Below are 23384 nucleotides of genomic sequence, written 5' to 3'. Positions count from 1 at the left end.
GCGAATGACCGACGAGATGCTGCGCGCCCCGGCCGAGGTCAAGTACGCCGACGAACTCGACTGGCTGGAGTCGATCGACGACGGCCCCAAGCCGTTCTCGTGGCGGCTCAGCCCCCGGATGGTGCGGCTGTTCGTGCTCGGGTCCGAGCGTTCCGACGGGCTCGACCGTGAGATCCCCCAGAAGTGGTTCGGCGACCGCAGCTTCGTCGAGCGCAGCATCGTGACCCTGGCCTCCGACCGGGGGCTGCTGCTGATCGGGGACCCGGGCACCGGCAAGAGCTGGCTCGCCGAGCTGCTCTCGGCCGCCATCTCCCGCAACTCCACCCTCGTCGTCCAGGGCACCGCCGGCACCACCGAGGACCACGTCAAGTATTCGTGGAACGTCTCCATGGTGATCGCCCAGGGGCAGTCCCGCGAGTCGATGATCCCCTCGCCGATCATGACGGCGATGGAGCAGGGCGTGATCGGGCGCTTCGAGGAACTGACCCGGTCGACCAGCGACGTGCAGGACGCCCTGATCTCCATCCTCTCCGAGAAGTACGTGTCCATCCCCGAGCTCGACGACGACGGCATCGTGTTCGCCCAGCCCGGATTCTCGATCATCGCCACGGCCAACAGCCGGGACCGAGGGGTGAACGACCTCTCGTCGGCCCTGAAGCGGCGGTTCAACTTCATCCGGATCCCCGTGGTGACGAGCAAGCGCAGCGAGGCGGAGATCGTGCGGTTCCGCACCACGGAGCTGCTGAACCGCCACCGGATCGAGCTGGAACTGCCGCCGACGCTGCTGGACGTCCTGCTGCAGAGCTTCGCCGACCTGCGGGCCGCCGCGGCGTCGGCCACCAGCGACGACGAGAAGCTCGAGTCGGCGCTGTCCACGGCCGAGCAGATCGGCGTGCTCGAGGACGCCATCCTGCACAGCCAGTTCTTCGGCGACCGCACGCTGCGGGCGGAGACGCTCGCCGGCTCGCTGGTGGGCTCCCTGGCCCGCCGCAGCCCGGAGGACCTGGCCATCCTGAACAAGTACTGGCACGGTGTCATCGAGCCCCGCAGCAAGAAGGACGGCGGACCGTGGCAGGGTTTCCTCGAAGGCGGCCGCCAGGCGATCGCCACGCTCTCTTGACCTCCTCCCCGGAACCGGAGGCCAGGATCTCCACGCTGGAAGGATTCAGATGAGCCCGGGCACCTTCGGCGCCCTCCGCCAGCAGCTGCTCGACGCCGCCGCCGCCTTCGCCGACGAGCCGAGCGGCCTGGCCGGCATCCTGTCGGGCATGGTCGACGACGTCGACCGGGCGCTGCGCGAGGAGCTTGAGATCTTCCCGGTGTGCCACCACTCACCGGCCTCGGCGCTGGCCATGGCGCGACGCCTGCGCGAGAAGCGGCCCACGGTCGTCTACCTGGAGCTGTGCGAAGACCTGCAGCCGCTCCTGGACGAGCTGCGCAACTGCCGCCTCCCCGTGGCGTTGCAGGCGTTCGCGACCGAGCTCGACGGCTTCCCGCCGGAGTGGGGGCCGCTCAGCGTCGTGGCGCCGATCACCGAGGCGTCGGCCGAATACCAGGTCATCGCCTACGCCCTCGACACGCCGGGGGTCGAACTGGTGCTGGTGGACCGCTCGGCGGACCACGTCTTCCAGTGGCTGCCCCGCGATCCGGCCGGCCCGGCCGCCGACGGGAACGGCGAGGACCCGGCCCCGTCCGGGGAGACCGGCGGACACGGCGAGGACCCGGCCCTGCACGGTGACGCCGTGGGCATCGAGATCGGCGACCTGCGGCCCCGCTTCGCCGAACTCGAAGCGCACCTGCTCCACCACGGCAAGGTCCGGCACTGGTCCGAGTGGTGGGACCAGTACGTGGAGCAGCCCCTGGCCGACGCGGATCACGACACCTACCGCCAGGTCATGGTGCTGATCGGCAGCCTTTTCCGGCGGCTGACCCCCACCGACGGCGACCGGCTGGCCCGTGACGAGGACCGCGAGCGCTACATGTGGACCCGGATGCGCGAGCACCTCGCCGCGTCGGACGCCGACCCGTCGCAGTGCCTGTACGTGTGCGGTGCGTTCCACGCGGCCAGCCGGGTCGAGCAGTTCGGGCTGGCCGCGGAGGCACCGGCCTACGACATCAGCCCCCGGACGGCCACGCACTGGCTGTACGGGCTCATCCCGTCCAGCCACTCCGCCATCGAGGCCCAGTTCGCGCTGGCCTCCGGCTCGGTGTCGATCGCCGAGGCCACCTGGACCAAGGCGGTGGCGCGCTCCGGCGTCCCGCCCTTCCAGCTCAAGGGACAGCAGGGGACCCGCAAACGCTCGGGGCACGGGCGGCCGACGGCCCCCACCCCGTCCGCGCCGGTCATCGATCGGTTGTCCGGTTTCCTGGCCGACCCTCCCGTGCCAGGCGGCCTCGACGAGGCCGAGCTGCTGGGGTGGTGCGTCGACATCGTCCACCTGGCCCGCCGCAACGGCTACCTGGCCAGTACGGCGGACGCCATCGCCGTGTTCGAGACGTCCATCCTGCTCGCCGGGATGCGTAACCGGAGCCGTCCCACGCCCTACGACTTCCAGGACGCCGCGGTCACCTGCATCGAGAAGGACGTGGTGCCCGGCCGCCGCGACGTGCGCCGGCTGTGCGAGATCCTTCTGGGCGGAGACCGGATCGGCCAGGTCGGCTACCATGCCCTCCCGCCGCTGGCCCGTGACGTGTACGACCGGCTGGAGCCGCTGGGGTTCGACCTGAGCAAGCGCACGATCCATCGGGCGCTGCTGAACCTCGACGCGGACCCCGAGCTGGTGCCCTGCTCCGACCTGCTGTGGATGCTGCGCCGCCTGCTGTCCTCGGACGCCGTCCGTCCGATCATGGGTGAGCGCCGGCTGGGCGAGCGGTCGATCCAGGAGAGCTGGGACCTGGCGATCGGCCGTAACCAGCAGTCGATCATTGAGCTGGGCTACGAGGGGGTCACCGTCGAGCAGGTGCTGGAGCAGCGCCTGCGCCGTACCGTGCGGGAGCCTCAGGCCACCGCCGCCGTCGCTCTCGCGGCCGTGGAAGACGCCATCCTGTACCTGGGCAGCCGACGGACCGTCGACGAGCTCGGAAGGCGGGCCGTGGAACTGCTGGCCGCCGAGCGCACCGTGGACGACGCACCCGAGGTGCTGCGCCGGATCCGCCGGCTCCTGGCCCACTATCGCGCCACCGAGCCGGTGCTGCCGGCCTGGTGTGAGGACTTCGTCACCGCCGGATACGCGCACTACTGCACGCTGCTGCCGATCGCCTTCGTGGACGAGGGCACCGGCGTCCGCCAGGTGGCCGCCATGCTCGGATTCCTGTTCTCTCTGGAAGGCTTCGCGCTGTCCCTGGGATGTGACCGCGCCCAGCTCGAAATCGCGGTACGGCAGTCACACCCGGAGGCGACCGCCAAGGTGTCGCTGCTCTGGGCCGCCCAGTTCCGGCTCGGCGCGCTGCCCCTGGCCGAGCTGCGGTCGCGGTGCGACGAACTGCTGGCCAACCCGCTCGTCATCCCGGCGTTCCCGCTGTACATGAGCGGGTTCGTGCAGGCGCTGGAGCCGGTCCCGACGCTGGCGCCCTTCGTGGTCGAGGTGATGTCCAAGGCCTTCGGGCGGCTGCCTGACGCCGTCCTGCTCCCGTGGCTGCCCAAACTGATCACGACCCTGCGGGACCAGGCGCCCGAACTGGTGCCCGCGCTCGTCCGTGAGGCAGGCCGTACGTTCCCCGCAGACCTGTCCGCCGTCGACACATGGGTGCCGCCGTGGGAGACGCGGGCAGTGCCGGAGGCGGCCGGGCCGGTGCCCGCGCAGGCGGGGCCGGTGGCCGATCTGCTGGCCGGCCACCCGGCGGCATGCGACGCCGTGGCGGCGCTGCTGGGGTGTGACGCGGGGTGGCGGCCGGTCGTTCCCGCCGCCGGCGGGCTCGGGCACGGTGAGGTGGGCGCGCTGCTGGTCCGGCATCCCGAGGCGGCGGACGCCGTCGCGGGACTGCTCGCCCAGAGGCCTGCCAGGTAGTGTGCCGGGTCGTTGCCGCCCGCCCCGGCCGGCAGCGACCCGCGTGTATATCGCTGTCCTCGCCGCCCGGGCTCTATTAGAGTTGACACCGTGGATGAGCCGGGGGTTCCGCCCGTGGCACGGGCCCGGGCGGCGGCGGGTGCCCTCTTCTTCGACGAGGACGGCCGCGTCATGATCGTCCAGCCGTCCTACAAACCTCAGCGGGATATCCCCGGCGGGGTCGTGGAGCCGGGCGAGACCCCCTACGAGGCCTGTGTCCGCGAGGTTGGTGAGGAGCTCGGCATCCAGCCGCCGATAGGCCGCCTTCTCGTGGCGGACTGGGCGCCCAGCGTGAAGTACGGCGACCTGATCCTCTTCGTCTTCGACGGCGGCGTGCTCGGTGCGGATGTGCTTGAGCGGATCTTCTTCTCCGACAACGAGCTGACGAGCTTTGCGTTCCATCCGGTCGACGAGGTGGACGAGGTGGTGTCCGAGCGACTGGCCCTGCGGGTGAAGGCGGCGGCCGCGGCTCGCGAGCTCGGCGGATCGACGTATCTGGAGTACGGCAGAGCCGTACCCGGCTGAGTGCTCCGGCACCGGAAGCCTCAGCCGTGCCTCAGCCGTGGAGCGCGGAGCGGTGCAGGAGCGTCATGCCGGGGACGGGGAGCATGCCGAAGCGCTCGTAATAGGGCTGGAGCGGCGCCTCGCAGAGGAGGTCGACGGAGTAGAGATGCTCGGTGTCGGCGAGGATCCGCCGCATCAGCTCGGAGCCGATCCCCTGAGCCTGGTATTCGGGGAGGACCTCCAGCCAGGGGACGTAAGCGGTCAGGACACCGTCACTGATCATGTTGACGAAGCCGATGACGAGCTCGGTCTCCTCGTCGATCGCGACGACCGCACGGTGACTTCCGCGCAGCACCGCCAGATGCTGCTCCGGGGAGGCGGGGGTCGGCCACCCGACGAAGAAGCCCTTGAGCCGGTCGGCGTCGATCGTGTCGACGGCGTCGGTGTAGCGGATCACGGGCGTACTCCTCGATCGATCGTGCGAACGATGAAGAGGGTAGTCATCAGCCCTCGGTGCGGGCCATTCATATATCGGCCGGACCGTAACTCCGTGGGGGGCCGGACCGCCGGCCTACAGGGCAGGGGTGGCGTGCAGGCGCATCCGCAGCCGGACACGTGACTCTCCCGCGTTCTGGTGGATGGTGAACTCGTCGCACAGCTGGCTCATCAGCCACAGTCCGAAGCCCCGCACCGTGCCTGTGGGGCGTTCCGGGGGGATGTGCCGGGGAGCCAGGTTCCCCGAGGTGTCGACGACGTCCACGGTGATGCAGCTGTCGTTGTGCCAGATGCTCAGCGTGCCCTTGCCGCCACCGTGTTCCAGAACGTTGATGACGGCCTCGTTGACGGCGAGAAGCAGGTCGTCCAGCCGTTCACCGCTCATACCCGCCTGGGCCGCATGCTGGAGGAGACGTTGCCGCAGAGCGGTGAGATCGTCGTCGATCGGCCAGTGCTGGCCGCGGTCGCCGGTCACGGCACCCCCTTGACGTCGCCTTGTCTGGCAGTCACCGGGGGGCAAGCCGACTTGCTCCAGAACCAGGGCGTTGCTGACGAGTTACATGATGCTAAACACCTGCCCGGTCATTGCCAACTTACGACCATACAGGCGGAGAGATATCTGCCGGAGGCCTCCCGCACCTGGGCGTGGACGCCGCAGGCAGGCGGGTGGACCGTGTTGGCGGTGGTGCACGGGCCGGGGGAACGGCCAAGCATGAGGGGGCGACCGCGCCCGCCCGTCCGGGACTCTACGACGACTGCCGTGACCGCAGGAGCTCGACGGCGTCATCGACGGTGGACTGCACGCTGAAGGCGCTGGTGAGCCCGGTCAGATGGAAGAGCCGCTCCAGGCGGGGGTGGAGCCGGGCCAGCACGATGATGCGGCCACGATCGTGGACGAGCTTTCGAACAGCCAGAAATACCTGGATTCCCGTGGAGTCGCAGAACGTCAGGTCACTCAGATCGATGATGAGGTCGCACGGCTCCGAGCCGATGGACTCCTGGAGATCGTGCTGGAACCGCTCGGCGTTGGTGTAGTCGAGCTCGCCGGCCAGGGCCAGCATGCACACGTCTTCCAGAGTGTCGTCGGATACGGCGGTGACATGGACGGCAGTGCTCACAGGGAAACCTCTGCAGACGATCGAGGGAAGGGAGGGGCCGGCACGGTGGTGCCATCGGGTGACGCCCCGGAAGGTGGAGTGATCTGCTCTGTACCGATGTCGGTGACCCGCAATCTCGAACCTCTCGGGAGGGCGTCGACCGGCTCGTGACAGTTCACCAGGTCAATGCCGCCGTAACCGCCCTTAGTTTACCGATCCTTCAAAAACTTTCTGGCTCTCCTTGGGAGATGGCCGCGGGGCGGCCGGCCCGGGGGTCTTGCTCCCGCTGGTTCGGGAGATCGCCACCACATGATCATCCGTCGGGACGCCGCAGCGCGGCCGCCGGGACATCTCATAGGTTTTGCGGGAATGAACGTCGCACGAGATCGGCTGATCGATGCGCCGCCGTCCGGCGGCCCCGATGGAGGAGGCCCCATGCAGGTTGACGTCACACTCTCGCCCGGTGGCGATTTCTTCGAGGCGGAGGTGGACGGCAAGCACGCGGGACAGTTGGAATTCATCCGGCACAACGGCGTCATCGTCTACACCCATACCGAGGTCGACGATGAGTTCGAGGGCAAGGGAGTGGGCAGTGCGCTTGCCCGCGCGGCGCTGGACGCGGCCCGGGCCGAAGGGGTGAAGGTCGTGCCCCGCTGCCCGTTCGTGAAGGCGTGGATCGAACGTCACCCCGACTACGCTGACCTCGTCAAAGGCAGGTGACGATCCGGGTCCGCCCTCCGTCCCCGGAGGGCGGGACCGCCGGCTGGACGGGGCCTGACTGCCTACCGACCTGGCTGAAAGTGGTCATGCCTGGCAATATGAGCGGTCATGTTGCATCATATCGAGCTCTGGGTTCCCGACCTCGGCCGTGCGGTGAAGTCCTGGGGATGGTTGCTCGGGGAGATGGGATACCAGCTCTTCCAGGACTGGGAGGGCGGGCGGAGCTGGGCGCGGGACGGCGTCTATGTCGTCGTCGAGCAGTCACCCGCGCTTACCTCCTCCTCACATGATCGATGCCGACCGGGTCTGAATCATTTGGCGTTCCGCGTCATCGGGTCGGAGCGGGTGGATGCGCTGGTCGAGGCGGCACCGGAGCACGGATGGACGTTGATGTTCACCGATCGGCATCCTCATGCGGGCGGAACCGCCCATTACGCGGGTTATCTTGAGAACGAGGACGGCTTCGAGGTCGAACTCGTCGCGGATCGCGATCATTCAAGCGCGAGCCGTACGGCATGATGATTAAAATCACCCGGTTGGCGTAGATTTGCCACCTTGGCTTATGGTGCAAACCAGATCATGGCCCGATCCCTTGCTAGGCTGCAGGGAACCGTTAGAACCGGGCGTTGTCTCACCCCGGCAGGTGAGACCGTCGAGAAGTGGGGTCACACCGTGAAGAAGCTGGTCGTTCTGGCACTTGTCGCGCTTGGGGGACTGCTGGTCTGGCGCAAGGTGCAGGCGGACCGCGCCGAGCTGGACCTGTGGACTGAGGCCACCGGCAGCGAGAACTGAAAACGCGGCTACCGATTTGGGTGCTTTCATGGTCCTTGCCCGTGATGGGGAAGTAATGCCCATCAGGCTTGCCTGCCTGGATCTGGCGGGCACCACGATCGGTGATGTCGCCATGGTCGAGCGGGCGTTCGCCGAGGCGATCGCCACGCAGGGCATCGTCCCCGGGACCGGCGCGTACGCACGTGCCATGGTGCACGTGCACCGGTCCCGGGGGTGCCCGACCGCCGAGGTCTTCCGGGGCATCTTCCCCGACAACGAGGCTCAGGCCCAGGCGGCCAACCTGACCTTTGAGCGCTCCTACGAGGGCGTCATCGGACGCGCGGGCCTGGTCCCGCCGCCCGGCACCGTCGAGGCATTGGAGAAGCTCCGCGCCGCCGGGGTCAAGATCTGCCTTACCACCGGCTTCAGCCGGACCACGATCACCAGCATGCTGGCCGCTCTGAGCTGGTCCGACAAGGTCGACCTCGTGCTCTGCCCCGAGGACGCCGGACGCGGCCGCCCCATGCCCGACATGGTCCTCGCCGCGGTTCTCCGCCTCGGCATCGAGGATGTCCGTCAGGTGGCGGTGGCCGGCGACTCCGAGAGTGACATGCTCTCGGGCCGTCGCTCCGGCGCGTCGGTGGTCGCCGGCATCCTGACCGGTGTGCACAGCAAGGAGCGCCTTCTCAAGGGCGGCGCCACGCACATCCTGGACTCCATCGCCGACCTGCCCGGCCTGGTGCTCGGCAGGGATCAGGCGGAGACGCCGGTGGGCGCCTCCACCTTCTGAACGTCCCGCGCCACCGGCTCTCTCCCCGCTGACGCGCTGTCGGCGTCCCTCCCGAGGGTTGTCCCTTCTGAGCGTCGTCCCTTCTGAGCGTCGTCCCTTCTGGGGGACGGACGGTCCGGTGGATCGATGATCTAGCGTTCGCAGACCACGCCGTCTCCGTCGCGATCCTGCTACCAGCCGTATTCGGGATCCGTCCCACGCCGGTAGGGCCCGTAGCCCGCGGCGTTCGCCTCACCGCACGTCCGGAAGCGCGGGTCGGTGCCGCCCCCGCTGTCGCTCGGCTTCGGCGACGGCGTGGTGCTCGGCCTGGGGGCCGGTGGGTCACTCGGCTTCGGCGGCTTCGGCGTCCTGGTGGGGGCCGGTGTCGGGGTGGCCGTGCCGCCGCACCTCCCGGACCAGATCCGGAGCCGTTCCTGGACCGCCTTCTTCTGGTCGCTTTTGAGGACGTCGGTGAAACGATCGTTCGGTGTCATCGACTTCCATTTCGCATAGCCGTACCGGACGAGGCTACGGTTGACGAAAACGCCTTTGGAATTCCAGACGTAGAGAAGGTTGAGGCCGTTTCCGTCCCGAGGCTTCCTGTCGGCCAATGTGTACGCGGTGGAGCCCACCGGCAACAGACCGGCCGTCCGCGCGGTCGCCTCCCTCGCCCAGCAGGCCTTTCCGCCAGGTGCGTCGACCTCCAGCACCCGGACCTTCATCTCCTGCCGGCCGACGAGAAGGAGCAGGGTGTCGCCGTCGATCACCTTCTTCACCTTGGCCTTGACCGCTCCCTTCGGCACCGTCGCCCCGGCCCCGGCCCCGGCCTCGGCAGGAAGGGCGAATCCCGTCGTGGTGAATGTGACCATGGTGGCGAGCGTGATGGCCGTAATGCCTCTTCTCACGTGAGACTCCTGATACCTGAAGGGATCGGACCGTCAAGGTAACAGAACATGGACCGTTTCAATGTGAAATTGATTGATATGAAAGAAGCGCAGTAAATTGCGATAAAGGATGGGATGAAATGGCGGATCCGAGTCCGCCCGCATGGTGCCTGAGCCGTGGTGAGGACGGGCACGGGGGTCAAGTGGCGCAGAGGCGGTCCCTGTTGCTACGGTGTACGACTGAAGCAGGTCGTACGGCGGGCACGCAGTTCGGCGACTTGAATCTCGGGGCCTTAGCTCAGTTGGCAGAGCGCCTGCTTTGCAAGCAGGATGTCAGGAGTTCGAATCTCCTAGGCTCCACCCCACGTCGGACACAGAAAAGCCCAGGTCAGGGATAGTCCTCCAAGATCCCTCAACCTGGGCTTCGCGTGTGCTGGGAGGCTTATGGGAGCCGTACAGCACGGAAATACAGCAACGGCTACGAATCCAGCCGCTCCCCCAGCTTCTTGAGCGCTTTGCGCGTCTCCTCTGACGAGACCTCGCTGTAGATGTTCATCGTGACCGAGATCTGGCTATGCCGGAGGATCTGCATCGCCACGCGCGGGTGAACGTCCAGGGCCCCGGCGTTCTCGGGTTCTGATCCGGTATGGCGATGTTGAGCGTTTCGGCAGGTGGGAGATGAAGAAGCGCGACTTCTGGTGATCTTTCAGGGTCCTAAACCGAAGATCATCACAGGAGCCGCGCTCGTGTCTACATCCTCGCCGGCCCAGCCCCCGGCCGGCAGCGTTCTTGACCAACTCGCCAGCCTGGCGTTGTGGGAAGCAGAGCTGGCCGCAGCCCCCAGCATGGTGGAATCGGCGTTGATGGCCCGGTTGGCGAGGGTCCCGGATCGACGTTCGGCCTGCGGGCTGCGACATCCGCTGTTGGTCATCTTGACGTTGACCGCGTGCGCGACCCTGGTCATCGGCGGCGACAGCATCGCGGCGATCTGGCAGTGGGCCGTCCGATCCTCGCAAGCGGTGCTGGAGCGGCTGGGCGCCTATCGTGATCCGCTTACCGGGCGCTACCTGGTCCCCAGCGAGCGCACCTTCCGCCGGGTTCTGGCGGAGGTGGATGCCGATGCGCTGGATACGGCGATCAGCGGCTATGTCGCCGAGGTGATACGGCAGGACGCCCCCACGCCGCGGTTCCCCGGCACTCCCGGCCCCGGCCGAGCGGGAACAGCGCCGCGCGGCGCAGCGGCAGCTCACCCATCCCGCCCCGGACGGGCTACTGCCCGCTGCGGCGCTGGACGGCAAGGCGCTGCGCGGAGCACGCACCGCCGAGGGCGGGCGGGTCTTCCTGGTCGGCGCGATCAGCCACGAGCACGGCGTGATCCTGGGCCAATGCCAGGTCGCCAGTAAGAAAGGCGAAGGGCCCGCCGCCCGCGTCCTGCTGCCCCACCTGGAGATAGAGGGGATGGTCCTGACCCTGGACGCGCTGCATACCACCAAGACCACCGCCCGCCTGATCACCGAGCTGGGCGGCCACTACGTCCTCATCGTGAAGGGTAATCAACCGCTGATGCGCGCCGCCGCGCACGCCCTGCTGTCCGGGCCGGACACTGAATGGAGCGATACCACCAAGATCGGCATCCGGCTTTGCAAGCAGGAAGTCAGGAGTTCGAATCTCCTAGGCTCCACCAGCAAAAACACTTCTTCTATACCAGAGATGATCGGCGCATCTGTCTGCAGGTCACCGAGGCCGGTAGCCCTTCTTTTTACGGCTGGCTAGCACGGCCCGGCGACCGGAGCCATTCTGTGCGGGTTTTTGTGCCTGCCGCTGTGCCGGTTTCTCCGCAGGGGAGGCGGGGGTACGGCCCCGCGAGCTGTTCACCGTCCGGCCGCGGACGATGCCGATGAAATCTTCCACCAGGTCAGTGGTCGCGTCCGTGGGCCAGGCCAGCGCAACCTGAGACTGCGGCGCGTCCGGCACCGGCCGGTAAGTGAGATCCCTGCGGTGGTGGAGGCGTGCCAGCGACAGCGGAACTAGGAGAATCCCAGTGCCGGCCACTACCAGCTCGATCGCGTCCGCCGTTGTGGCCGGGCGGGTGAACGCGGGCAGCCCGGGCCGGACCGTCCACTCGATAGCGTCGTCCAGAGGATGGAACACCTCGTCGTCGATAAGGTCGGCGATGGCCACCTCGTCGGCGGCGGCCATCGCGTGGTCCTTAGGCACCATGACCACCGTGGTCTCCACGTAGAGAGGAATCACGCTGAGCCCGTCCCGGTCGACCGGCAGCCTGACGAATCCGGCGTCGGCGCCGCCATTCCGCAGGAGTCCCACCACCTCGGCGGCGGGAACCGCGACCAGGGTAACCGGCACGCCGGGCATTCTCTCGGTCCAGACGTTGACCCATTTCGCGGATGTCACCCCGGGCACGTACGCCAGTCGAAACATCCTGCCGGTCTCTCCATCAGTCACTTCCTCAGAGTACCGATGTCAAGGGAACCTGTTCCGGCTGACTACTCTTGAGGCCATGACCTCGCCCAAACCGAAGACCATCCAGACAATGAAGCCCGCGACCGTGGCCAAGAAGCTGGGTGTCCCCCTCTTGGCCACTCCCGCCGAGTTCCAGGCGAGTGTCGTCTCCAGGGACGAGCTGAACGAGTTGCAGTCGACGCCACCCGCCTGGCTTGCTGACCTGCGCCGCAACGGCCCGCACACCAAGCAGGTCATCGCTGCGAAGCTCAGGGTCTCCATTGCCGGCCTGATCAGAGGTGGGATCACCGGACCGCTCACCACCGCTGAGATCGATGCGCTGAAAGCGGAGAACCCGGCGTGGCTGGAGCGCGAGCGGTCCAACCAGGTCGAGGCCCGCAAAGAAGCACTCCGCCTCAAGCAACGCTAGACAGCTGAGATCCTGCACGTTTCCGACCCCAGACGCGTCTCCAGGCTGCCGCCACCGCCTCGCTGAGTGACTATCTGGGTGACAACGACCCTGGACGAGGCCGGACGACGAGAGATCACTGTGGACCGTATGGGCAGGTGGGAGCGGGTATAGCCCATAGTCTCGCCCCCGCCCGTCTTGCTTTGCAAGCAGGATGTCAGGAGTTCGAATCTCCTAGGCTCCACCCCACGTCGGAATGGTGTACCCCGGATCTCCATGAATTCCGGAACGCTTCAGTCGATGCCAAGGGGACGAAAAGGGCTTAGTGGTGTCAACCGGATGCCCCCACGCCCCGTCTCTCCTGTGCCCCATCTGTCGCAACAGGAGTCGCCTTGCGCATCCGCTCGATTCTCTCGGTCGCGACCTGGGTAGGGAACCCCCGCGTTGATCCACGTCGAGACAGCAGTGTGTTCCAGAACCCCATGTGGCCATGCACGTCACGACCAGAACCGCACGTGCCGGTCGGCCCAGGGCCACATCGGCGCGTCCGGATCCCACGACCTCGGCGTGGGTCCAGTCCCACACGTCAGCGCCCTCTTGAGAAGCGCATGGGCTGTTTTTCGTACTCCTTGGCGTCGGCGACGACGGCGAGCACTCGTTTCACCTGCCCCTGAAAGTCGATCACTACCGCCTCGTACCCGCCGCCCTTGCGCCGCCAACCGGCGATGTGCCGATCGTCGTACCAGCCGATGAACCGACCGGTCTCGAACGGGACCCTGATCTGGGCCTCCGCGTCGGCGTCGGTTGACCAGACGCAGGCCTCCTCCGTGGTTCCCCTGCAGTACGTCACGAGCAACGTGCCCGACGGGGAGATGCTCTCGCCACCCCCACTGAGCGGGATGCCGATGTCCGGCAGGGTCTGCAGCACGGTGCCCCGCAGGTCGTAGAAACGGATGTGCGGGGTCTTGTCGGTCAGCACCCAGGCGCCGACCGCCTGGCCGTCCCTTCTCCAGAAGTAACCCCCTACGCTATCGTCCCTCTTCTTCACCCGGACGATGTCGGCCTTCTTCCCGGCGATGTCGATGACCGCGTAGCCGTACTTCTTGAACGTGTAGGCCTGTTTCTTACTGGTGCCCCCGCCCACCTCGTACAGCGTCGTCAGGCCGCGCGTGCCGTCCGGGGACCACTGGGGCTCGAACGAGTAGACCGGCGTCTTGGCGATCTTAATCTTGATCTTTTTCGCCGAGCCCGGCCGCCGGTCGACGACGGAGACGACGGAGTAGTGGTCGCCGTCGTAGAACCTGTCGGTGGCCAGCGCCTGGGTACCAGAGGCGTTCACCGTGTAATGGATGTACTCGTTGTTCTTGATGAAGTCTCCGGTGCCGGGGGTGCGGACGTAGAGGTTCTCGCCCCGGGCCGTGTCGTAGGAGCTCAGCTTGATCGGGTCGTCGTCACTCTCGTGGAGCGTGATCGAGCTGCCGGGGAGCTTGATCGTCCTGGTTGCCTGGGGCAGGGCGGAGACCGTGGGCGTGGGGGTGGGGCCACCCGGCTGGGAGGTGGCGGCCTGCTGGGTGCCGGTCGCCTGGGCGGACACGACCCGGTCGGGCTTGGTGCCGCGTGACGCCAGCGCGATCCCAGCGGCCGTGACGAGCGTGACCGCGAGCCCCGCCCCGATCGAGAGCTGGACCCCGCGTCCGCGCTTGGCCGCTCCCTCCGCCGGGTACGGCGAGGGGAGCGGGGAGGGATGGGCCAGAGGGCCGCCGTGGAGCTGCGAAACCGCCTGCCGATAGCCCGGCCCCTGCTGCGGATGGCCCGGCCCGGCCTGCCGGGAAGGGGAGTGAACGTCGGAACCCGCCGGCTGCGCGGCAGCGGCCGAGCCCTCGGCGAGGATGCCACGAGGCGCGGTGGGCGACGGCGCGCCGCTGGCGTGGCCGAGCAGTCGCAGCAGCGCCTCCCCCGCCGCGGGACGCAGGGCGGCGTCCTTTGCCAGGCACTGCCCCACCAGCTCACGCAGCGCTGGATCGGTGATCGCCCGCAGGTCGGGCTCCAGGTTGATGATCCGGTTGAAGATGGCGGGCAGGCTGTCAGTGCCGAACGGCGGCCGGCCGGTGGCCGCGAAGACCATGGTGCAGCCCCAGGCGAACATGTCGGCCGATGATCCGGAGTTCTCCCCCGCCAACTGCTCGGGGGTCATGTACGAGGGGGTGCCGATCGCGGTCGCGGTCAGCGTGGAGGTCCGGTCGAGTGCTTTGGCGATGCCGAAGTCGATCACCCGGGGGCCGTCGGGGGCGAGGAGCACGTTGGACGGCTTGAAGTCGCGATGCACGATCCCGGCCTGGTGGATCGCGACCAGCGCGGTGACGGTGCCGATCGCCAGGCGGTGCAGGGCCGAGCCCTCGCGAGGTCCCTCGGTGGCCACGACGGCGTCCAGCGTCGGGCCGTCGATGTATTCGCTGATGATGTATGGCCGATGCTGATTGACACCGGTGTCGATCACCGCGGCGGTACAGAACGGCGCGACCCGCTGGGTTGTGCTGACCTCGCGGACGAAGCGCTCCAGCGCCTCCTCGTCCTGCGCGAGGTCGGCACGGAGCAACTTGACCGCGGCGCGGGCGCCCGTGGGCGACACGCCGAGGAATACCGTTCCCTGGCCGCCTTCGCCGAGCCGCCCGGTAAGCCGGTACTCCCGTACCCGCTCGGGGTCCCCAGGCCGCAAGGACGCGAGGTCCGGCATGGTCACATCCTCCCTTTAAGGACTTTTCCGGTCCATTGTGAGGGTAAACGATCAGCGCATCAGTCTCGGGAGCGAACCAGCGGGAAGGTCAGCATCATGATGAGCCGGTCCACGCCGAGGCCGAGGCCGAGGCCGCCGGTGAGCGGCATGGCGTACTCCAGCGCGTGCAGGAAGTCCTCGTCCGGCTCCGTCGCCTCCGGGCCCCCGGCGGCCGACAGGGACTGCTCGGTCAGCCGGCTTCGGTGCTCGACGTCCAGCGTTGGGGTGATCGCTGCCACGGCCTTCCTCCGTCGGGCCTTGCCGCAGGGCGACCAGGGCTGAAGTGACAGCAGCGCTGAAAGCAACATCCCCATACACGGGCCTACCTTGGCCACCGTTCACCACCCTCTGACCTCGGCATCTGGCACCCGACGAGGGCGGCTACTCCGCCTGGCTCGAAAGGCGGACGGTCATGCTGCCGCGGGGCTTCCGTTCCTCGGGCCTGGAGGTCCTGCGGTATGGATCTCGTTGCCATCGAATGACAGGGCGGGCCGCTGGCCGGGGGCGGTGTACAGCAGCCGGATACAGCAGCACCGCCATACACGATCACACGCCACCGGACCACATCTGCCACGTGACCAGGGCGAGGAGCTCTCTGCATCGTGACTGGCTCCCGTTTGCAAGCAGGATGTCAGGAGTTCGAGTCTCCTAGGCTCCACTCCCTCTCGGACACACAAAAACCCAGGTCAGACATGCTGCCGTAACCTGGGCTTTGATCTTCATTCGGCCTTCTTCCGTTCCCGTGCCCGTTGCGTGCCCGATCCCTTCTTAAGTGCCCCACGGGCGAGGTCGTCGAGCTTCCGGGCCACCTCCCGCTGCCGCTCGTCGGTCGAGTGCTGATAGATCATCGCTGCGCGCGTGCTGGAGTGGCCCATGCGCTCCATCAGCTCCCGGATCGACGCCCCGGCGTTCGCGGCGAGGGTGTTTCCGGTGTGCCGCAGATCGTGAAAGTGGATCTCCGGAAGGCCCGCGTCTACAAGCGCCTGAGCCCAGACACGCCGGTTGAAGTCGGTGTTGCGGAGCGGCCCGTCATCCGGTCCCGCGAAGATCAACCCCTCGTCGCCGTCCTGGGTGAAGTCCTTCACATGCGCCCGCAGGTCCTCGATGATCAAATCAGGGATCACCACCGTCCGCTTGCCCACCGCCGACTTGGGTTCGGTGAAGACGAGCCCCTTGCCGGTGAGCTGCATCAACTGACGTTCCACCCGCACGGTCCCGGCGTCCAGGTCGAGGTCTCGGTGCTGAAGGCCGGCCGGCTCGCCCCACCGCAGACTGCCGAAAGTCCCCAGCAGCACCAGCGCCCGATAACGCGGCTCGATCGTGTCGGCGAGCTTGTAGAGCTGGGCCACCGTCAGCACCGGCCGTTCCGGTGACTTCTCCTGACCGGCGCCCTTGATCCGGCAGGGGTTCCGCTTGATGAGCTGGTCATCCACGGCCGTGGTGAGGATCGCCTTGAGGAGCCGGTACGCCTTGGCCACGGTGACCTCACCGACCCCCGCGTCCAGCAGCTTCTTCCGCCAGCGCCGGACATGCGGGTCCTTGATCTCGTTCAGCGCCTTCTCGCCGAAGGTGGGGACGAGGTGGGCGCGGAGGAGGTAGCCGTACAGCTCGACCGTGCGCAGGCGGAGGTTCGGCCGCTCGTCGATCCAGTCCCGCCCGTACTCCCCCAACGTGATCTTTCCTGCATCCGGATCGATCCACTCGTCATCGAGAATCTCCGCCTCTTTCCTGATCAGCCAGATTTCAGCGTCCGTCTTGGTCGCGAAGGTCTCCGGGGCTGGACGGTCCACCCCATCCGGACCGGTGTAACGAGCCTGGAACCGGCCGGAGGGCAGTTGCCGAACGCGACCGAAGCGCCTCTTTGCGGGCTTCCTCTTGTTGCGTGAACGCCGGGGCTCTTCCTCGGGCGTCGCCAGTGCGGGCTTGGCCATTACGTGGCCCTCCTACGTCGTGTGGTGGTGATCGGCTCGACCAGCCCCGCCGCGATGAACGCCTCAAGTGCCGCTTCGGGGATGCGGACGTTGCGTCCGACGTGGATGAAGGTGATCCGGCGTTCCTCGATCAGGCGGCGAGGGAAGCGGACCGAGGTGTTGAGCCGTTCGGCGGCTTCTTCGACGGTGAGCAGCCGGCCCCGTGCCGACTCGGGGAGGAGCGAGACAGGTTCGTGCGTGGTCTTCCTGGTCACGCCGCCACCCCCAGGGCCGGAGTCGCCGAAAGATCTGGGACAGGTCGTCCGTCCGCTCTGGCCTGGAGTTCAAGCAGCCGCGCCTTGGTGCGATGTCGATTGGCGACGCCACGCAGCAGACGTTTGGCCGGCGGAGCACGGTCCGGATCCTTGGTCGAGACCGGCCGCCAGAGGTAGCGGTGCCGATCGGTGGTGGTGTCGTCGGACAGGCCGAGCATGTCGAGGACCCAGGCGCGGCGGTCCTGCTTGTGTTCGCGCAGGGTCTTGTTGGACCACTTGCGGGAGACCAGGACGCGACGGCCCGCGTAGCCGAGGTGTTCGGCCTTGTGCGCCTTGCCTTTGCACCGGCCCGGCAGCATGCCCGCCTTCGCGCCCTTGGGCTGCACGCCGTACCGCAGCCAGTTCGCACACGTCGGCGAACACGGCTCGTAGCGCAGCGCCTCGACCATCCGGGCAGCGTGGTCACGACAGGCATGGGTTTCGGCGTCGTCGGGGTCGAGGGGGTCGCCCAGACTCTTGGTGAGGTACTTCGTCAGGTAGCCGATGCACTTGTGCGCATCCGGCGATCCGGCGACGATGCCCTGAACATCGACCTGATCACCGAAGCGGAGAACGTGCAGCGGTTCGGCCTCGTCGACCGCACCGCCACACTCGTTTTACCGGACTCGTCCGGACAGCAGTCCCGTCCAGGTCACCCGAGCTTCAGTGATCGACCAGCGGGGAGTTTCGTGGATCTGATGGCCGGTTTCGAGCTGGAGGGTCCGCCGGATGAACGCCTGTCCCCCGCCTTCACACAGCTCATATACCGTGGCCCGGCACGCGCAGGTCCACCCCCTCGACCACACCCGCTCAAGCGCCTGATGCGGTTCCCGCCAGTCCAGTCGTACATGATCACGCTGGGCCATGGCCACGTGCGGGCTCAGGCACTCGTCGAGCGGGAACACGGTGCGCTCTCGGCGGTCGACTCAGACGGCGGAGGCGCGTTGCGGATCTCTTGTCGCTCAAGTTCGGCTTGCAGCGACTTGGCCGTGTCCAGCGGCGAGATGCTCCCCGCTACGAAGGCCGCATTCATGACGGCCGTCCCTGCGGGGTCTCCTGGGTGCGAGATCCCTGGCAGGTGGAGCAGTCATCGCGCACACGGAGAGCAGGGGCGGCTTCGCCGGGTCCGGCGATCAGTCCGCGCCGAGGGCTGACGTACTTCCACCCCCGTCCCCCACAGGACACACAGGTCCGCCATAAGGCTTCGCCCCTTCGAATCCGCCGATTCCTACAGCACCGGAGACAGCCACTCCAGACGTCTGCTCGTCTATAGGAATTTGGGTGCGACTCCTTTATGACTCCTCTAGAGGAGTTCGTCAAGCGTTATCGGGCGGGAAGCTCATACGAAAGTACGTAGGCATCGCTGGACATCACCGTGTCGCACACCTCCACGGCACGACCACCGGTGGCGTAAGCCGTCCGGACCAGGTGAAACACCGGAACGCCCGGAGCGAGCTTGAGCGCCCGCACCTCATCACGGAGCGGTATCCGGGAACGGATCTCCTCCACGAAGTGATCCAGCCGGTAGCCCAGCTCCTCCAGCCGGGCATAGATCCCGCCCGGACCACTGTCCGGCTGCGCGATCCGCGTGTCCCGGGCGATCTCCGCCGGGATATACGACACAGCCGTCTCCACCGGCTGACCGTCGATCATGTATCGACGCGACCTGGCGATCACATGATCTTCCGAGGTGATCCCGAGCCGCTCGGCCACATCCGCCGACGCCCGCTCTTCGGTGATCGTGATGGAGTCGACAGCCGGCTTCCCGCCCGCACCCTCGGTCTCCGCGATGAACGCGGCCTTGCCCTGCTCACGATGGCGACGGGCGAACCGATCGGAGGCCAGCCGGCGGACCGGAGGATGAGAGCGGACGAAGACACCGCGCCCATGTTCGGCGACCGTCAAGCCCTCGCCCTGGAGGACCTGGAGCGCGTTGCGAACGGTCATCCGCGCGACGCCGTAATGTTGCATGAGCTGAGCTTCTGAGGGCACCTTGTCACCCTCGGCAAGAATGCCCTGCTCGATCGCATGCCTGATGTGATCGGCGATCTGCCGGAAGACGGCCCGGTCACTGGTCGGGTCCAGATCCGGCAACGGCAGCTCGGCCACGACCACTCCTCAACTCGTACATACATGTACCGCAGTTCGACAATAGCGATCAGCAGCCCCGGAGGTAATCCGATGGATCACCACAACACGCACTCCGTCAGCGTGGCAGGCGTGATCATCGACGACCAGGGCCGCGCGCTCCTCACCCAGCGCCGAGACAACGGCCACTGGGAAGCCCCCGGCGGAGTCCTGGAACGCGACGAGGACATCACCAGCGGCCTGCTCCGCGAGATCCACGAAGAGACCGGCCTGCACGTCGAGCCCGTCACGTTGACCGGCGTCTACAAGAACATGACCCGCGGCATCGTCGCCCTGGTCTTCCGCTGTAAGGTCATCGGCGGCCGGCTCACCGAAACCGACGAGACCCGCGCCTTCCGCTGGGTCACCGCGGACGAAGTCCAAGAACTCGCATCCGAGGCATTCGCCATCCGCGTTCTCGACGCCATGCGCCACGACCAGGCGCCGGCCATCCGCCACCACGACGGCACCCGCCTACTCGGAGCGTCATAGCTCCACGAGTGACATTGCCGAATTGTTCTTGTAGGTATCAAGCGGCGGCGCGGCGCGCCGCCGCACGGCCCGCCGCCCGAACGCCGTCCGGGCATGCGGCCTGGGGGCCGGTCCCGAACGGCGGCGGGACTCAGGGCCGCGCGCCGCACCCAGCACCCGCCGCCCCCATGCAACCCGCCGCACCGAGCCACGCCGCCCTGAACGACGTTGGCGACGCGACGGATGCAGCACCCGCCGCGCAGACCGAGCGTCGTCGCGACCCGATGGAGGTACGAGGAGAGGGAGCGTGCCCGATCGGTGAACCGAGGACTGCGGCGCGCCGCTCCATCACCCGGTCCTGAAGTTCTTGTTGTATTCCTCGACCAGCTTGAAGAACTCGGATTCTGAGTCGGCGAACTTCGTGATGCCCTTCTCCGGATCGGTCGTCACGAAGAACAACCAGGAGCCGGCGGCCGGCTTCAGGGCAGCTTCGATGGCGTCGTCACCCGGGTTGCCGATGGGGCCGGGCGGCAGGCCGAGGCGCGCGTAGGTGTTGTACCGCGACCGGCTCTTGAGATCCTCGTTCGAGGCCTTGATAGCGAACTTGTTCAGGCCGTACAGGACCGTGCTGTCCAACTTCAGCTTCATCTCGGGCGTGTGGTTCAGCCGGTTGTAGATGACCCGCGCGATCTTGGGCATGTCGCGCTTGTCGTGCGACTCGGCCTGGACGATGCTGGCGATGGTCATGATCTCCAGTGGCGTACGGCCGACACGCCTGGCGCCGTCGACCAGGTTGCTGTCCTCGGCGACGCGCCTGAAGCGTGTCACCATCGCGGCGAGGATCTCTTCCGGGCTCGACGTGGGCGAGACCTCATACGTCGCGGGGAAGGCGAATCCTTCCAGCGCGCCCTTGGCGTAGGCGGGAAGGCCGAGCGCCCCACCGTCCTTGGCGGCCCGCTCGAACTCCTCCAGCGGCTTGCCGGTGGCGGTCGACAGATCCTTCAAGACCTGGGCGAGCCGCAGCCCTTCGTTCACCGTCACGGTGATCCGGGTCTCCGCACGCGTCTCGCCGGAGCCCTGACCGGTGAGAACCTCGGGGGCCGCCGTCCGCGAGGACAGGCCCTGGACCGCGAGCGTGGATCCGGCCGCCAGCACGGTGACGGCTGCCGCCGCCGCCAACGCGAGGCCGCGGCGACGGGATCGGCTCCCGTTGACGTGGAGGAACCGGCCAGGCGGGGGCGGCTGCTCCTCATGGGCCATGTCGGAAAGAGTCTCGCGCAGCAGATCCTCGATGTTCATCCGAACTCCCTCACGGTGCTCAGTTCAGGCGCCGCCTTCTTCAGACGCTTCAACGACCGGTAAATCTGGCTACGGACCGATCCCACCCTGAGGCCGAGCAGCCGGGCGATCTCGGTCTCGGACAGGTCTTCGAAGTAGCGGAGCACGAGCACGGTCCGCTGCCGGGGTGTCAACCGGGCGAGAGCCGTACGCATCACCACGCGAAGGTCCACCATCTCGGCGTGCTCCCCGCCAACCTGGTCGGGCAGCCATCCGGTGGGCACTTCCGCAACGCGGGAACGGCGCCGCCACCAGCTCACCTGCTCGTGGTACATGACACGGCGGACGTAACCCTCGATGGCCGCCGGGTCGCGCAGGCCGCGCCACTTCACCGCTGTCTTCGCCAACGCCGACTGCACCAAGTCCTCAGCGGCGTGCCGATCACCTGTCAGCAAGTACGCGGTACGGAACAGCGCCCCTGATCGATCGATGACGAACTCCCGGAAGTCCGCCTCAAACCCTGGATCCACCCGTCCTCCTCGCAATGTCACCAAGCAAGGACGCGGACACGGCGTCGATCTATGCCAGCATGGCCGAACTGATCTGCATCAAGGGCTGCATGCCCTGGCCTGCATCATCCACCTCCGCCACTTGCGGGCCTCAGCCTGAAACGATTTTTAAAGGGCGAAGGGCGCGGAGCGAGTTCTCGACGAGGACGCGGTTCTGGATCGGTGCTGCCCTCCCGATCGCCTGATGGTGGCTGATCTCCGCTCAGGGCCGGGGGCGATCGACGGGCCGGGACTTCGTTCCTAATGACGGTGTGGGCGGGTTGCACTTCGGGTTGCGATACAGGGGCGTTCAGAGCCGTTCAAGATGGACCGCGTACGCCCTCTGACCTGTAATGAACCGTCCGGAACAGCCCGAGGGTGATCTTTTAATCCGCAGGTTCAGGGGTGATCCTGGCCGGCTCAGCCTCGCGGGATATACGCGGGATGATCTTCCCTGGTATCAGAAAAGCGAGAGTCGTACCCCAAGGTCAGAGGCCTGATGAAGTCAGGAACGTCGGCCCGCTGTAAAACCGTCGGCAGTTCAACGCCGTGCCCGTCGTGTGCCCGACGGGACGGGGAACTAGGGAGAACAGCGGGGAGTCGCGGGGAACGCGATCAGTGCGCTGAGCTGTGTCTTCGCAGGTTGAGGAAGATCGGAACCCGTCTTTGCAAGCAGGATGTCAGGAGTTCGAATCTCCTAGGCCCCACCAGCCAGAGCACCTCTCAACAGATCATGGTGTGCGGCTCTCGGGCCATTGACCGACTCAGACCGGTATGGCCGTCCCGCCGTCATCGTTCTTCTGCTCGGTTCACATGCATGAGCTCAGCGCGTCGGTGATCTTCTGTTCGGCGTTCCGGGCGGCGTGCTGGTAGATCACGCGGCCCGGTCGCTGTCGTGCTCCATCTGCGCCTTGAAGCCGGGCTCGCCCCCGACTGTGCGGCCAGGTGCTACGCCGCAGCACATCGCCTCATTTTCGCGTGCTCGGGTGACTGGATTTCTGAGCCATCCCATCGGAAGTCTGTAGGCTCTATGAGCAGGGAGAGGAGATTCCAGCATGACCGCACAGCCGCAGGACTTCGTGCCCCCTAGCTCACCGATGCCTGAGAAGAGCCTGCGGGCTATCCGCTCCGTCCTGGTCGTGCCGCAGGACCGCGAAGCGTTCGACGCGGGACTTAAGGCAGTGCTCGATGAGGTTCGAGTGAGTTTGGACCTCGGTGCGCTGAACGCCTTCGTTCACCGCTGGTGGATCTCCGCGTGTGACTCGGTGCGGGATCCAGAGGGACGTCGCCGAATGCATGCCAAAGCCGAGCAGGTCCTTGCCGGTGAACCGGTCTCCCCGGGAAGGCCGTGGCGTGAGGTTCTCGGCGCTCGTGGGGTCGACCTGTAGGTGCACCAGATCACACTCGACCCTCTCGCCGAAGAGCAGATCGCGGCGATCCCCGTGGAAGCGCTACGTCCACTCGCTGAACTGCTCACCCTGCTGGAAGTTGCGCCGTGGAGCGGCCGGCCGTACAACCCGGCCAACCCCAAGGCCAACATGCTTACTCACGCGTTCGGCGAGCGAGGGCTCGCGACGTACGTAGTCCTGGACGAGCAACGTGAGGTGTACCTCATCCGTGTTGAGTGGCCATGATCCCGCCTAATACGACGGCGGTACGGCGACGTTCGATGGGTACCAACGGTTTCAGCGTCTGAGCCCTGCCGAAGGCCGGACCTCTGGGTGACTAACCCGAGTGACAACGACCACGGACGGGGCTGGACGACGGTGGATCACCGTGGACCGTATCCGCAGCTGGGAGCGGGTATA

General features: G+C 67.1%; 26 protein-coding genes and 2 tRNA genes. 15 read left to right on the top strand and 13 right to left on the bottom strand.

The annotated features are described in order from the left end of the window. Window positions 1-4: 4 nt before the first annotated feature. From FHR32_RS13625 to FHR32_RS13615, 3 genes are all read left to right on the top strand, one after another. Window positions 5-1120: an ATP-binding protein gene (locus FHR32_RS13625; RefSeq protein ID WP_184754632.1), complete on the top strand. Its 1116-nt coding sequence runs from the start codon at window positions 5-7 to the stop codon at window positions 1118-1120. Between the two features lie 49 nt (window positions 1121-1169). Beyond that, window positions 1170-4007 carry a DUF5682 family protein gene (locus FHR32_RS13620; RefSeq protein WP_184754631.1) on the top strand — a complete coding sequence of 946 codons (2838 nt, stop codon included), beginning with the start codon at window positions 1170-1172 and terminating at the stop codon, window positions 4005-4007. Between the two features lie 90 nt (window positions 4008-4097). After that, entirely contained in the window at window positions 4098-4571 is a 474-nt protein-coding gene (locus FHR32_RS13615; protein ID WP_184754630.1) for an NUDIX domain-containing protein, read from the top strand. A 31-nt stretch (window positions 4572-4602) separates the two neighbouring features. Here the strand turns inward: FHR32_RS13615 and FHR32_RS13610 are convergent, their stop codons facing one another. The 3 genes from FHR32_RS13610 to FHR32_RS13600 all read right to left on the bottom strand — a co-directional run bounded on the left by FHR32_RS13610 (window position 4603) and on the right by FHR32_RS13600 (window position 6163). Further along, window positions 4603-5007 carry a GNAT family N-acetyltransferase gene (locus FHR32_RS13610; RefSeq protein WP_184754629.1) on the bottom strand — a complete coding sequence of 135 codons (405 nt, stop codon included), beginning with the start codon at window positions 5005-5007 and terminating at the stop codon, window positions 4603-4605. A gap of 114 nt (window positions 5008-5121) precedes the next feature. Beyond that, window positions 5122-5520 (bottom strand): ATP-binding protein, encoded by a 399-nt coding sequence (locus FHR32_RS13605; protein ID WP_184754628.1) that lies wholly within the window; start codon window positions 5518-5520, stop codon window positions 5122-5124. A 271-nt stretch (window positions 5521-5791) separates the two neighbouring features. Next, window positions 5792-6163 carry an STAS domain-containing protein gene (locus FHR32_RS13600; RefSeq protein WP_184754627.1) on the bottom strand — a complete coding sequence of 124 codons (372 nt, stop codon included), beginning with the start codon at window positions 6161-6163 and terminating at the stop codon, window positions 5792-5794. A 414-nt stretch (window positions 6164-6577) separates the two neighbouring features. Here FHR32_RS13600 and FHR32_RS13595 point away from each other — a divergent pair, with 414 nt between their 5' ends. From FHR32_RS13595 to FHR32_RS13585, 4 genes are all read left to right on the top strand, one after another. Then, window positions 6578-6862, top strand: a complete 285-nt coding sequence (locus FHR32_RS13595; RefSeq protein WP_184754626.1) for a GNAT family N-acetyltransferase — start codon at window positions 6578-6580, stop codon at window positions 6860-6862. A 108-nt stretch (window positions 6863-6970) separates the two neighbouring features. Then, window positions 6971-7381 (top strand): VOC family protein, encoded by a 411-nt coding sequence (locus tag FHR32_RS13590; protein ID WP_184754625.1) that lies wholly within the window; start codon window positions 6971-6973, stop codon window positions 7379-7381. A gap of 153 nt (window positions 7382-7534) precedes the next feature. Next, entirely contained in the window at window positions 7535-7654 is a 120-nt protein-coding gene (locus tag FHR32_RS44350) for a DLW-39 family protein (RefSeq protein WP_312882319.1), read from the top strand. 55 nt (window positions 7655-7709) lie between these two features. Then, on the top strand, window positions 7710-8423 hold the full coding sequence (locus FHR32_RS13585; RefSeq protein WP_246466143.1) for an HAD-IA family hydrolase: 714 nt from the start codon (window positions 7710-7712) through the stop codon (window positions 8421-8423). Between the two features lie 170 nt (window positions 8424-8593). On the opposite strand, the gene FHR32_RS13580 is transcribed toward FHR32_RS13585, so the two are convergent. After that, the gene (locus FHR32_RS13580) at window positions 8594-9307 is read right to left on the bottom strand and encodes a thermonuclease family protein (RefSeq protein ID WP_184754623.1); all 714 of its coding nucleotides are present in this window, start codon (window positions 9305-9307) and stop codon (window positions 8594-8596) included. A gap of 266 nt (window positions 9308-9573) precedes the next feature. Here FHR32_RS13580 and FHR32_RS13575 point away from each other — a divergent pair. From FHR32_RS13575 to FHR32_RS13560, 3 genes are all read left to right on the top strand, one after another. Beyond that, window positions 9574-9646, top strand: a tRNA-Ala gene (locus FHR32_RS13575). A gap of 485 nt (window positions 9647-10131) precedes the next feature. Then, on the top strand, window positions 10132-10689 hold the full coding sequence (locus FHR32_RS47240) for a transposase family protein (RefSeq protein ID WP_376773366.1): 558 nt from the start codon (window positions 10132-10134) through the stop codon (window positions 10687-10689). Then, complete coding sequence (locus FHR32_RS13560) at window positions 10574-11059, top strand: ISAs1 family transposase (protein WP_376773365.1); 486 nt, start codon at window positions 10574-10576, stop codon at window positions 11057-11059. Before FHR32_RS47240 ends, FHR32_RS13560 begins: the two co-directional genes overlap by 116 nt. On the opposite strand, the gene FHR32_RS13555 is transcribed toward FHR32_RS13560, so the two are convergent. Continuing rightward, complete coding sequence (locus FHR32_RS13555; RefSeq protein ID WP_184756512.1) at window positions 11021-11725, bottom strand: LysR family substrate-binding domain-containing protein; 705 nt, start codon at window positions 11723-11725, stop codon at window positions 11021-11023. The genes FHR32_RS13560 and FHR32_RS13555 overlap by 39 nt on opposite strands. Before the next feature lie 79 nt (window positions 11726-11804). Between FHR32_RS13555 and FHR32_RS13550 the strand changes: the two genes are divergently transcribed. After that, window positions 11805-12176 (top strand): DUF5997 family protein, encoded by a 372-nt coding sequence (locus FHR32_RS13550; RefSeq protein ID WP_184754620.1) that lies wholly within the window; start codon window positions 11805-11807, stop codon window positions 12174-12176. A 130-nt stretch (window positions 12177-12306) separates the two neighbouring features. Then, window positions 12307-12399: transfer RNA gene (locus FHR32_RS13545), tRNA-Ala, on the top strand. 342 nt (window positions 12400-12741) lie between these two features. On the opposite strand, the gene FHR32_RS13540 is transcribed toward FHR32_RS13545, so the two are convergent. The 6 genes from FHR32_RS13540 to FHR32_RS13515 form a co-directional block, all read right to left on the bottom strand. Further along, window positions 12742-14889, bottom strand: a complete 2148-nt coding sequence (locus FHR32_RS13540) for a serine/threonine protein kinase (RefSeq protein ID WP_184754619.1) — start codon at window positions 14887-14889, stop codon at window positions 12742-12744. A 59-nt stretch (window positions 14890-14948) separates the two neighbouring features. Next, window positions 14949-15167, bottom strand: coding sequence for an amino acid--tRNA ligase-related protein (locus FHR32_RS13535; RefSeq protein WP_312882317.1), 219 nt, complete (start codon window positions 15165-15167; stop codon window positions 14949-14951). 480 nt (window positions 15168-15647) lie between these two features. Continuing rightward, complete coding sequence (locus FHR32_RS13530; RefSeq protein ID WP_486389399.1) at window positions 15648-16844, bottom strand: tyrosine-type recombinase/integrase; 1197 nt, start codon at window positions 16842-16844, stop codon at window positions 15648-15650. Between the two features lie 14 nt (window positions 16845-16858). Continuing rightward, window positions 16859-17113, bottom strand: coding sequence for an excisionase family DNA-binding protein (locus tag FHR32_RS13525; RefSeq protein ID WP_184754617.1), 255 nt, complete (start codon window positions 17111-17113; stop codon window positions 16859-16861). Further along, window positions 17110-17733: a replication initiator gene (locus FHR32_RS13520; RefSeq protein WP_312882657.1), complete on the bottom strand. Its 624-nt coding sequence runs from the start codon at window positions 17731-17733 to the stop codon at window positions 17110-17112. Before FHR32_RS13520 ends, FHR32_RS13525 begins: the two co-directional genes overlap by 4 nt. Window positions 17734-18475: 742 nt before the next feature. Beyond that, window positions 18476-19261, bottom strand: coding sequence for a GntR family transcriptional regulator (locus tag FHR32_RS13515; RefSeq protein ID WP_184754616.1), 786 nt, complete (start codon window positions 19259-19261; stop codon window positions 18476-18478). A 72-nt stretch (window positions 19262-19333) separates the two neighbouring features. Here FHR32_RS13515 and FHR32_RS13510 point away from each other — a divergent pair, with 72 nt between their 5' ends. Then, on the top strand, window positions 19334-19771 hold the full coding sequence (locus FHR32_RS13510; RefSeq protein ID WP_184754615.1) for an NUDIX hydrolase: 438 nt from the start codon (window positions 19334-19336) through the stop codon (window positions 19769-19771). A 327-nt stretch (window positions 19772-20098) separates the two neighbouring features. Here FHR32_RS13510 and mltG read toward each other — a convergent pair whose 3' ends face one another. Beyond that, window positions 20099-21049, bottom strand: a complete 951-nt coding sequence (gene mltG / locus FHR32_RS13505; protein WP_184754614.1) for an endolytic transglycosylase MltG — start codon at window positions 21047-21049, stop codon at window positions 20099-20101. Continuing rightward, window positions 21046-21558, bottom strand: coding sequence for a SigE family RNA polymerase sigma factor (locus FHR32_RS13500; RefSeq protein WP_184754613.1), 513 nt, complete (start codon window positions 21556-21558; stop codon window positions 21046-21048). The genes mltG and FHR32_RS13500 overlap by 4 nt, the downstream gene beginning before the upstream one ends. 1073 nt (window positions 21559-22631) lie before the next feature. Between FHR32_RS13500 and FHR32_RS13495 the strand changes: the two genes are divergently transcribed. Beyond that, on the top strand, window positions 22632-22964 hold the full coding sequence (locus FHR32_RS13495; protein WP_184754612.1) for a DUF6247 family protein: 333 nt from the start codon (window positions 22632-22634) through the stop codon (window positions 22962-22964). After that, on the top strand, window positions 22965-23210 hold the full coding sequence (locus FHR32_RS13490) for a hypothetical protein (protein ID WP_184754611.1): 246 nt from the start codon (window positions 22965-22967) through the stop codon (window positions 23208-23210). It abuts the gene before it with no gap. Window positions 23211-23384: the final 174 nt, after the last annotated feature.

The sequence above is a fragment of the Streptosporangium album genome (genome assembly GCF_014203795.1).
Taxonomy (GTDB): Bacteria; Actinomycetota; Actinomycetes; order Streptosporangiales; family Streptosporangiaceae; genus Streptosporangium; species Streptosporangium album.
This window is presented reverse-complemented; position numbering and strand designations above follow the sequence as displayed.